This is a genomic window from uncultured Allobaculum sp., from assembly GCF_948576815.1.
Lineage (GTDB): Bacteria > Bacillota_I > Bacilli_A > Erysipelotrichales > Erysipelotrichaceae > Allobaculum > Allobaculum fili.
In genome coordinates this window covers 1-1,317 of record NZ_CAPAEZ010000131.1, presented here as the reverse complement: position 1 = coordinate 1,317, position 1,317 = coordinate 1, and the positions used below count along the sequence as shown (strand labels likewise).

At 44.0% G+C, this 1,317-nt stretch carries 1 protein-coding gene; it reads left to right on the top strand.

Annotated features, from left to right (window positions below; all coding sequences use genetic code 11):
* Positions 1 to 289 precede the first annotated feature (289 nt).
* Positions 290 to 1,177, top strand: a complete 888-nt coding sequence (locus Q2J39_RS10720) for a hypothetical protein (RefSeq protein WP_230268398.1) — start codon at positions 290 to 292, stop codon at positions 1,175 to 1,177.
* The last annotated feature ends 140 nt before the right edge of the window (positions 1,178 to 1,317 follow it).

The following is a 1,317-nucleotide window of genomic DNA, read 5'->3' as shown; positions in this document are numbered from 1 at the left end:
AAAACTAGAAAGGCAAGGCACTGCTCACTTGTGAAGCTTAAGTGAACAGCATTGATATTTCCTCGAAGACAAAAAAGAAACGCCGAACCCGAACTAATGCTGCTTTTGAGAAATGGAGACCTCAGAGTATGCCGCTCCCGGTAAGCCGCTGATCATTTTCGACATCTTTTTTATCTTTTTGCGATACTCCGATTATTCATTCATTATTAATGGTATTTTAAATCTGTAATCCCTGTTGGCTGATCCAAAGCGGCCGAACGGTTTGGCAAACAGGACAAAGGAGAAGATTATGAAATTCAAACGTACAGCTGCGCTCCTTTGCGCGGCTCTTCTTCTGGCTGGCTGTTCTTCTTCCGATTCCAAACCGGAGAAAGACAGCACAAGCGGAGGACAGAGTGAAGCAACGTCCGTCGCACAAACAGAAGAAAAGAAAGAAAAAGAAGAGGAAGGTTTTAAAGAAACCGTTATTTACGATCAGGACGGTCTCAAGGTCACCGCAACCGGCATGGAAAAAGGCTTTCTGGGCGAAGAAGTAAAGATGGTCTTTGAAAACAATTCGGATAAGAACTGGACCGTTCAGGCCAGAAACACTTCGGTTAACGGCGCTATGATCGATCCATCCATGTCCATCGAAGTGGCTCCCGGCAAGACTGGCAAAGGCGAAATGACTTTCCTTTCAAGCATGCTGGAAGATCAGGGCATCGATAAAATCCACACCATTGAATTCAACCTGCACTTCTTCAACAGCGATGACTTCATGGACAGCGTAGATTCCGATCTGATCACTCTGAAAACCGGAGAAGAAGAATCCGAAACTGATGCACCGGAAGGTACCGTTCTTGTAGACCAGAATGGAATCAAGATCATTTCTCTGGATGAAGTGGAATACGATGAATTTTTCGGAGCTGATCTTATGGTCTATATCGAGAATAATTCAGAAATCCCTAGGACTGTTCAGGCCAGAGACTGTTCCATCAACGGCTATATGGTAGATCCAATCTTCTCGTCGGATGTTATACCTGGTAAAAAGGTACGAGAGGGCATTACCATCATGTCTTCCGACCTTGAAGACAACGACATCGATAAAATCTCAGAAGTTGAACTGACATTCCATATTTTTAACTCAGATGACTTGATGGATTCCTTTGACGTCGGTCCTGTCACTCTGAATTACTAATCCAAAACGATCTGCAGGCAGCTGCAGTTCATAAACGCTGAATATGAAAAAAATCCCCGAAGAATATCGGATTTCTCCTTTATCTTTCGGGGATTTCATTTTGTCTGGCAGCTTCCTATCTTTGCCTTGCGGCTATTGTC

Coding starts and splice junctions, on each gene's coding strand:
- Q2J39_RS10720 (WP_230268398.1), top strand. CDS start 290: ATGAAATTCAAACGTACAGCTGCGCTCCTTTGCGCGGCTCTTCTTCTG.